Annotated in this window: 8 protein-coding genes; 5 read left to right on the forward strand and 3 right to left on the reverse strand. The window is 55.5% G+C overall.

Annotated features, from left to right (window positions below; translation table 11 throughout):
• Positions 1–409 precede the first annotated feature (409 nt).
• From Q6D67_RS19970 to Q6D67_RS19990, 5 genes are all read left to right on the forward strand, one after another.
• Positions 410–820, forward strand: a complete 411-nt coding sequence (locus Q6D67_RS19970) for a (deoxy)nucleoside triphosphate pyrophosphohydrolase (protein ID WP_304707437.1) — start codon at positions 410–412, stop codon at positions 818–820.
• A complete protein-coding gene (locus Q6D67_RS19975) occupies positions 820–3921 on the forward strand; it encodes a DUF3427 domain-containing protein (RefSeq protein WP_304707438.1) in 3102 nt (1033 codons plus the stop codon). The genes Q6D67_RS19970 and Q6D67_RS19975 overlap by 1 nt, the downstream gene beginning before the upstream one ends.
• Before the next feature lie 78 nt (positions 3922–3999).
• Positions 4000–4329 carry a hypothetical protein gene (locus Q6D67_RS19980; RefSeq protein WP_304707439.1) on the forward strand — a complete coding sequence of 110 codons (330 nt, stop codon included), beginning with the start codon at positions 4000–4002 and terminating at the stop codon, positions 4327–4329.
• A gap of 3 nt (positions 4330–4332) precedes the next feature.
• A complete protein-coding gene (locus Q6D67_RS19985) occupies positions 4333–6030 on the forward strand; it encodes a class I SAM-dependent methyltransferase (RefSeq protein WP_304707440.1) in 1698 nt (565 codons plus the stop codon).
• Entirely contained in the window at positions 6012–6161 is a 150-nt protein-coding gene (locus tag Q6D67_RS19990; RefSeq protein ID WP_304707441.1) for a hypothetical protein, read from the forward strand. The genes Q6D67_RS19985 and Q6D67_RS19990 overlap by 19 nt, the downstream gene beginning before the upstream one ends.
• A gap of 26 nt (positions 6162–6187) precedes the next feature.
• On the opposite strand, the gene Q6D67_RS19995 is transcribed toward Q6D67_RS19990, so the two are convergent.
• The 3 genes from Q6D67_RS19995 to Q6D67_RS20005 all read right to left on the reverse strand — a co-directional run bounded on the left by Q6D67_RS19995 (position 6188) and on the right by Q6D67_RS20005 (position 7116).
• Positions 6188–6460 carry a Txe/YoeB family addiction module toxin gene (locus Q6D67_RS19995; RefSeq protein WP_304707442.1) on the reverse strand — a complete coding sequence of 91 codons (273 nt, stop codon included), beginning with the start codon at positions 6458–6460 and terminating at the stop codon, positions 6188–6190.
• Positions 6441–6713 (reverse strand): type II toxin-antitoxin system Phd/YefM family antitoxin, encoded by a 273-nt coding sequence (locus Q6D67_RS20000; RefSeq protein ID WP_304707443.1) that lies wholly within the window; start codon positions 6711–6713, stop codon positions 6441–6443. Before Q6D67_RS20000 ends, Q6D67_RS19995 begins: the two co-directional genes overlap by 20 nt.
• Positions 6714–6834: 121 nt before the next feature.
• Positions 6835–7116, reverse strand: coding sequence for a hypothetical protein (locus Q6D67_RS20005; RefSeq protein ID WP_304707444.1), 282 nt, complete (start codon positions 7114–7116; stop codon positions 6835–6837).
• Between the last annotated feature and the right edge of the window lie 265 nt (positions 7117–7381).

The raw sequence follows: 7381 nt of genomic DNA on the forward strand, positions 1-7381 counted from the left end.
TATGGCTTACGACGCTGTTTACATAGGTATGTCCGGAGGAGAGGCCAGCGGAAGTATTCGAAGTCGCCTGATTCAGCATAAACGACCATAAACATCGACTTGGACTTATTTTTCTTACTACGAGGTTTGGGGCAACATCAGTGATGTTGAAATTCCAGAAATGGAAGGACTATTTCGCCACCTGTATCGATTTGGTCGTCGAGCCAATTCACTTAAAAATGCAGCGGACGCTGCGGGCTCTGACTAGAGTTCGCAAAGAACCAGAACGAGAATTCGGAGCGAAAGCTGTAAGAAGTAGAACACAGGGAGTGAAGTAATGGAGTTTTGGCCAGACAGTCAGTGTTTTGCACCTACCCTTCGCTCCTCGGCGTGTTGTGTCTGTGTAGCCTAAGTGCAGAGGGAGTAGATGATGAGCGCGGACGCAGTGCCAATCGATGTAGTGTGCCTTGTATTGCAAGACACAACTGGCGCCGTTCTGGTTACACAGAGACCAGCAAACAAACGTCTCGGCCTGTCTTGGGAGTTTCCGGGCGGTAAAGTTGAGGCAGGGGAGTGCCCAGAAGCTGCCCTACGGCGCGAAATCCAGGAGGAGCTCACGCTACAGATTGGGCGAGTCGACCGACTCGCCGATGTGGTTCACGAATACGACTTTGGCAGAGTCCGGTTGATTCCGTATCTCTCTCTGTGTGCTGAACGTCCACATATTTATCTCACCGAACATATCGCATCCGTGTGGGTAGATCACAGAGATTGGGAGCGGCTTGAATGGGCTCCTGCCGATATACCTGTGCTATTGCAGCTCAACCAACTGGCAAATTAATGACAAGAGATTTACCGATCGGCCTTTATGAGCGTTTGCTGGATCAGGAACTCCAGGAGCTTTTGGATTCCAAGCCTGAGCTGAAAGCGATATTGAGATCGATCGACGATGAGTCGCAGCCCCATACCTATTCTCGGTTTCTGCTTGACGTACTGGAACAGGCACTGCGGAGCGAGAAGCCTGATGGAAGGCTCGCTTTGGTGAATCGAGTAGTCCAACTGGTGAGTGAAACGGATGGGCTGGATTACCTGATTAAGAGAAGGATCCTGTCCAAGAAAGATCAGCTCTTGCTAGAAGTTCAGAACGATAACCGGAGAAGTGCGCGCCCGACTACGCCACTGTCTACCAGCATGTTGCTCACTGGACAACGCGGCGACCCGCCCCTGGAGCACGAGCTTCGAGCGGAAATGGCAAGCGCTAACCGTGTCGATATCCTGGTTTCGTTTATCAAATGGTCTGGCCTGAGGCTCCTCCGCCCGGCGTTCGAGTCGTTGGCGGGTTCCGCAGTTCCGGTGAGAATCATCTCTACCAGCTATATGGGGGCTAGTGATCCCGAAGCGTTGGAGTGGCTGGCGTCCCAATCCAATATAGAAGTTCGTCTCTCCTACGACACAGGTGGCACCCGTCTGCACGCAAAGGCTTATCAGTTTATGCGGGACACTGGTTTTTCTACTGCCTATATCGGCTCTGCAAACATGTCACATGCTGCAATGACCAGCGGGTTAGAGTGGACGGTAAAGGTCACAGAGCAGGATATGAAGCATGTTCTGGATCGGTTCTCCGCAGAGTTTGCGACTTACTGGGACAGTCCGGAGTTCGAGCCTTTCTTTAAGCAAGACTTCGAAAGGTTTCGAGTGGCCATTGGCCGCGCTCGTACGAGAGACGCCAGTACTGCGGTCTTCTTTGCTGACATTACTGCCAGACCATTCCAGGAACGGGTGTTGGAAGCCCTTGCGGCAGCGCGTGAAAACGGAGAGAAACGAAATCTCGTTGTTGCAGCGACAGGAACAGGCAAGACCGTGATCTCTGCGCTCGATTATAGGCGCTTCGCGGAGGAGGCTGGTGGGCTGCCCAATTTGTTATTCGTTGCACACCGCAAAGAGATTCTGCAGCAGGCGCAGAGCTGTTTTCGAACTGTGCTTCGTGATGCAAATTTTGGAGAATTGCTCTTTGATGGCCAGAAACCTGTCGAGTGGCGACATGTGTTCGCGTCGGTACAAAGTTTAGGCGCAGGAAATACCTGGCAATCATTGGGAGATGAACATTTCGGATACGTCGTGATAGACGAAGCTCATCACTTACCTGCGGCTAGCTATCGGCCCATCATCCACAGCTTACGTCCGGAGTTGTTGCTCGGTTTAACGGCTACACCGGAGCGAATGGATGGAGGCTCGATCCTGCCTGACTTCGGTGGGCGCTATGCCGCAGAGATCAGACTTCCTGAGGCGTTGGAAGAGAGGCTGCTATGCCCATTCCACTATTTTGGCGTGACCGATACCGTAGATTTGAGAGAGGAGCGATTTTGGAGCAACGGCAGGTACGATTCGAAGGAGCTGGAAGCAGTCTATACAGGAGATGATTTTCGCGCTCGACAGCGCGTTGATTTGATTTTGCAGGCGCTTAAAAATTACCAGCCCGACTTGTCCGACACAAAAGGCATCGGTTTCTGTGCTGGGGTGAATCACGCGAAATATATGGCAAAGTGTTTCCGGGCTGCAGGGATACCATCTGAGGTGCTTCTCGGGGACACCCCTTCTGATGCTCGGGAACAAAGGTTGCGTGGTTTTAGGGATGGAAGCATCGGTTTCCTGTTTACCGTTGATGTGTTGAATGAAGGTCTTGATATCCCGAATATTAATCTCGTGATGTTTCTTCGACCCACTGAGAGCCTTACAATATTTCTGCAACAACTCGGACGAGGCCTTCGTCATGCACCAGGCAAAGACTGTCTGACCGTTCTCGATTTCGTAGGTCAGACCCACAGGCGATACCGTCTGGATAAAAAATTTGCCGCGCTTCTTTCTGATGGGCGCATGCGACTCGATAAAGAGGTCGAGCAGGATTTTCCCAGCCTGCCGGCAGGGTGCAATATTCAGCTTGAGCGCGTCGCCAGGGATGAGGTCCTGAAGAAAATCAAGGCAGTTCTAGATGACTTGAATAACTTTATTCCAGAAACGATACGTACCTGGGAGTCCGAGTCGGATCAGCCTCTACGGTTTGGATCGTTTATAGAAGAGACTGGTTTGGATGTGAGCGATGTCCTGAGGAAGAAGACTTGGTCCGAATGGAAAGCGGAAGCTTTTCGAGAAGAGTTGCCAACCGATGCGGATATCGTGTCTGGTAGGAAGGCGCTATCCCGTCTCGCGCTGAGAACAGATCCAGTGCTCCTGAAGGCAGTTTCCGATATTCTGCATCCGGAGCATAGTGCCAGCTACGATGACAAAGGGGTGGGGCTGGCCTTGCACTATTTGTTGTGGGGCAAAAAGAGCTCGGCACTTGGTGTCTCCTCTGTTAACGAATCAATCGCGAGATGGAATGCCAATCCCACGCTTGTTAATGATGCGGCAGAAATAGCTGAATGGCGTCTTTCCAGGGCGTCAACGGTCATGCCTGAGATTGAATTGCCTTCCGGTCATCGCCTTCGGCTTCATGCCGAGTATGGCTCGGCAGAAATTAAATCTTTGCTGGGAATAGCCAGTATCGAAAAGACCGGTCCTACAGGTGTTGGTGCGTTTCACTCGCGTGAGCATAAGTTCTACGCAAACTTGGTGACCTTCCAGAAGGAGGAACGTGACTTCTCGCCGACCACTCGCTATGAAGATTATCCCATTAGCCGTACTAAGCTGCACTGGCAAAGTCAGTCTAAGACGTCTCAGGCCAGTGACCGGGGCAAGGGCTATATCCATTTCAAAGAGCGGGGCTACGTCGTATTGTTTTTCGCCCGTTTGAAGAAGCGGCAGGGCCAGGAGACGTCGCCATTTGTGTTTTTGGGTGCTGCTAAGGACCTTCTGTCGTACGAGGGGGATCGACCGATATCGATGGTCTGGGAACTGGAGCATCCCATGCCCGCTCACCTGTTTGAACATGCTCGCCCCGCGTAGCATCCCCGTGTTCACTATGACCGCAAGGTGCTATAGCCCAAATAGCTCAGGAATCGATGCGGAGGTTGAAATCGGCGTATGAACGTGGGTTTTGAATATCTTTATCGTGACGCTGGAAACAACAAGCTCTGGGGATTCGTGGTTTTTGCCAACAAACGGGATCTGAGTGTCGCACAGATGGAGAAAGCGCTCGAGCCACATTTAATTGATGGACAGTTTTTCCCAGCATCTCCCGGTTTACTTCCCCCGCTCCAATTTCCCAATTACGATGATTCACTTGATCATGACTGGCTCGAGTACTCAGGTATGGAGGTGAGCAAAGAGACAGTAAATGACCCCAAGAAACGAGACATTAGTGATTTCGTTGATCAATTGATTGAGCTTTCCGCAGACTTTGCGGGTGACTGAACGGTGGATCCTCGAACTTTCTACGACAACAATGCCGCCAGGCTGTCACAGGACTATCAGTCTGTATCGCCATCTCAGATCAATTCGCACTGGATGGAGTTGATTCAGGTTACTGCCCCCGGCTTCGCCTGCGACATAGGCGCCGGCTCCGGCCGCGACGCCAACTGGCTTGCCGAGAAGGGCTGGGACGTCATCGCCGTCGAGCCCAGCCGGGGCATGCGCGAACTGGCCATACCCAAATCCCACCCCAACGTCACCTGGCTGGACGACTCCCTGCCGGAACTCTCCCGCCTGCGCGCCCTCGGCCACCGCTTCGACCTGGTACTGCTCAGCGCTGTCTGGATGCATGTGCCACCGGGCCAGCGCGAGCGGGCCTTCCGCATCCTCACGGAGCTGCTGAAGCCCGGCGGCACGCTGGTCATCACCTTGCGCCACGGCAGCGATGAACAGGAGAACCGGGAGCGCGGCTTTCATCCGGTATCCGCCGCGGAGCTCGCGGTCTTTGCCCAGCGTCGCGCGGTGGTGATGAAGGACCCGGTCCGGCAGCCGGACCAGAGCCGCGCCCACGTGGAGTGGGAAACGGTGGTGTTCACCATCCCGGATGATGGCACCGGCAGTCTGCCGCTGCTGCGCCACATCATCGTCAACGACAACAAGTCGGCGTCCTACAAGCTGGGGCTGCTGCGGGTGCTCACCCGGATTGCCGAGAGCGCGCCCGGGGTGGTGATGCGGCGCTCGGATGACTGGGTGGAGATTCCGCTCGGTATCGTCGGCCTCTACTGGCTGAAGCAGTACAAGCCCCTGCTGATCGACCATCAGCTGCGCGAGCGCCCGGAGTCGGATCAGGGCTATGGCTTTGCCCGCGAAGCCTTCTGGAAGCTGGCGCAGATATCGCCCTATGACCTGCGCGTGGGCGGCCATCTCGCGGCGGACCATGCCGCCATCGTCACCCAGGCCATCCGCGATGCCTGCGCCAATATCACCACCATGCCCACCCGCTATATTACCTGGCCCGGTCGGGCTGACCCGGTATTTGAATTCGAACGGCGCGGGTTTCGCTTCCAGCCGCAACCGCTGGTGATTTCCCCGGAGTACCTGGCGCGGTTCGGCGTGTTCCGTATTCCCGCGGCTATCTGGCAGACCCTCGGTCAGTACGCCTGCTGGCTCGAGCCCGCCATCCTGCGCGAGTGGGCGGCGCTGCACAGTCAGTGGAATGTGAGCGATCCCCGCGCCGGCGACCAGCAGGTATTTGCCTGGGAGGAGGGGCGGCGCGATACCAGCCTCGCCGCCGGCCGCTTGCTGGACTTGCGCCAACATGGTGTGGACGTTCCCTGCGTGTGGAGTGCCCGCCATGTCCGCGAGGCGAACAGGCTGCATATCGACCACTGCTTCCCCTGGTCGCGCTGGTTCAACAACGACCTGTGGAACCTGCTGCCCGCCCGCAGCGACGTCAACCTGGCCAAGGGCGACAAGCTGCCATCCGCGCTCGCCCTGTCCTCGGCCCACGGGCGTATTCTGGACTGGTGGGATCGGGCGTGGCTGGAGTCGCCGTACCGTGAACGCTTCCTGTTGGAGGCCGGGGTGTCACTGCCGACGCTGGTTGCGGAACCTGCCCCCGCGGATATCTACCAGGCCATGCTGCACCAGCGGGCGCGCCTGAAGGCGGACCAGCAGTTGGCGGAGTGGACGTTTGGGCGCTGATGGTCAACCGCGACCAGCCGCGCGACTGCTTCGCCTTCCTCGGCAAGCTGGTGCCCTTCGTGGTCCAGCTGATGTTGGACAACCGCAATGTACTGTGGGGGGGTGCCTGTTATCCGGTGGTGGAGGGGTGAGGAGTTGGGAAGGGCAGCTTCAAGGCTCAGGATTGGTCATAGTGTCCCCCGATGGCGAAGACGTAAATGGACTGGTCATCAAATCGATAGATCAGCCGATCTTTCCGTGAAATCCGCCTCGACCACAGACCGGCGAGGTTGTGCTTTAGAGCTTCTGGCTTCCCAGGCCCCCTGGACGGGTCATCAGACCGGAGCATTTCCTTGAGCAATTTGCGTAGCGCCTTGTGCAGCTGCTTGTCCCTTTCGCGCATGGCTTCATACGCTTCCCAGGTATCCCCCTCAAATACCAGTGATCTCATTCATTTGCTCGTCAGTCGGTTTGTAGCCCTGGTTGCGGGTGTGGGTTGCGAGGGAGTCGGCAATCTGCTTCATGAGACTCCTGTTTTGCAGTACATACAGGGTCTCCTGTTCTCGCTCCCAGTCGTCGGCACTCATCACGACAAAAGCCTCCCCGGCCCGCCGAGTCACTTTGAGGGGTTCATGCTTGCTAATGACTTCTTCGACAACGCTCTTCAGGTTGTCCCTGAATTTGTTGACTGTGATTGTGTCCATGGGGCCACCTTTCCGTACGGGAATGCCGTACGACTATATAATGAAAGTTACGGCCAAGCCAGAGTTTACGTTTAGGCGGTGATAGTTTCGTTGTGATAAAGGTGTTGCTGGCGCGGAGAAATCAGGCAAGCCTTAGTTCAAGTTTTTTGCCGATTCCACGCGCCGCCTTCACCATCGTTTGCAGGGTGACACTCGGATTGTCGGGCTCGAGTAGTCTGTCGAGCTGTGATCGGCTGGTACGGATACGCTTCGCGAATGCAGTTTTGCGAACGTCGTTTTGCTTGAGATAGGCGGCGACCTCTGCAGCCAAAACTCGCTTGACCGCGATTGCTTCCACTTCGTCGAGTAAGCCTTCTTCCAGGAAGCTGTTCAGGCTGCTGCCCAGATGTCTGTTATGTGCCATGCGCCGTGCCTCGCCGATCTTCCGCTTGTCCGGATCCCCGAGTTTGCTCAGCCAGTCCCTGACCGGTTCGGCACCTGCATCCGTTGCAAAGAAAATGGGCTGTGATCCTCTTCACTGCAGATTGTACCTAAATTGGTGCATAAGTACACAAGCTATTTTGACGACAGCAGCGGCGTCTCCCTGGTACCGCTAAACGGGTAGTGTCCCGTCAAGTGGTGTAATTCCGGTCTCCAGATTCATCCCTCAGGCGGCCTCTGGTTGTGCC

This window comes from Haliea sp. E1-2-M8 (assembly GCF_030649675.1).
In the GTDB taxonomy this organism is placed as follows: domain Bacteria; phylum Pseudomonadota; class Gammaproteobacteria; order Pseudomonadales; family Halieaceae; genus Haliea.

Bases quoted from the DNA above. Each gene is read 5' to 3' on its own strand.
- Q6D67_RS19970 (WP_304707437.1), top strand. From the start codon at position 410: ATGAGCGCGGACGCAGTGCCAATCGATGTAGTGTGCCTTGTATTGCAA.
- Q6D67_RS19975 (WP_304707438.1), top strand. From the start codon at position 820: ATGACAAGAGATTTACCGATCGGCCTTTATGAGCGTTTGCTGGATCAG.
- Q6D67_RS19980 (WP_304707439.1), top strand. From the start codon at position 4,000: ATGAACGTGGGTTTTGAATATCTTTATCGTGACGCTGGAAACAACAAG.
- Q6D67_RS19995 (WP_304707442.1), bottom strand. From the start codon at position 6,460: ATGAGATCACTGGTATTTGAGGGGGATACCTGGGAAGCGTATGAAGCC.
- Q6D67_RS20000 (WP_304707443.1), bottom strand. From the start codon at position 6,713: ATGGACACAATCACAGTCAACAAATTCAGGGACAACCTGAAGAGCGTT.
- Q6D67_RS20005 (WP_304707444.1), bottom strand. From the start codon at position 7,116: ATGGCACATAACAGACATCTGGGCAGCAGCCTGAACAGCTTCCTGGAA.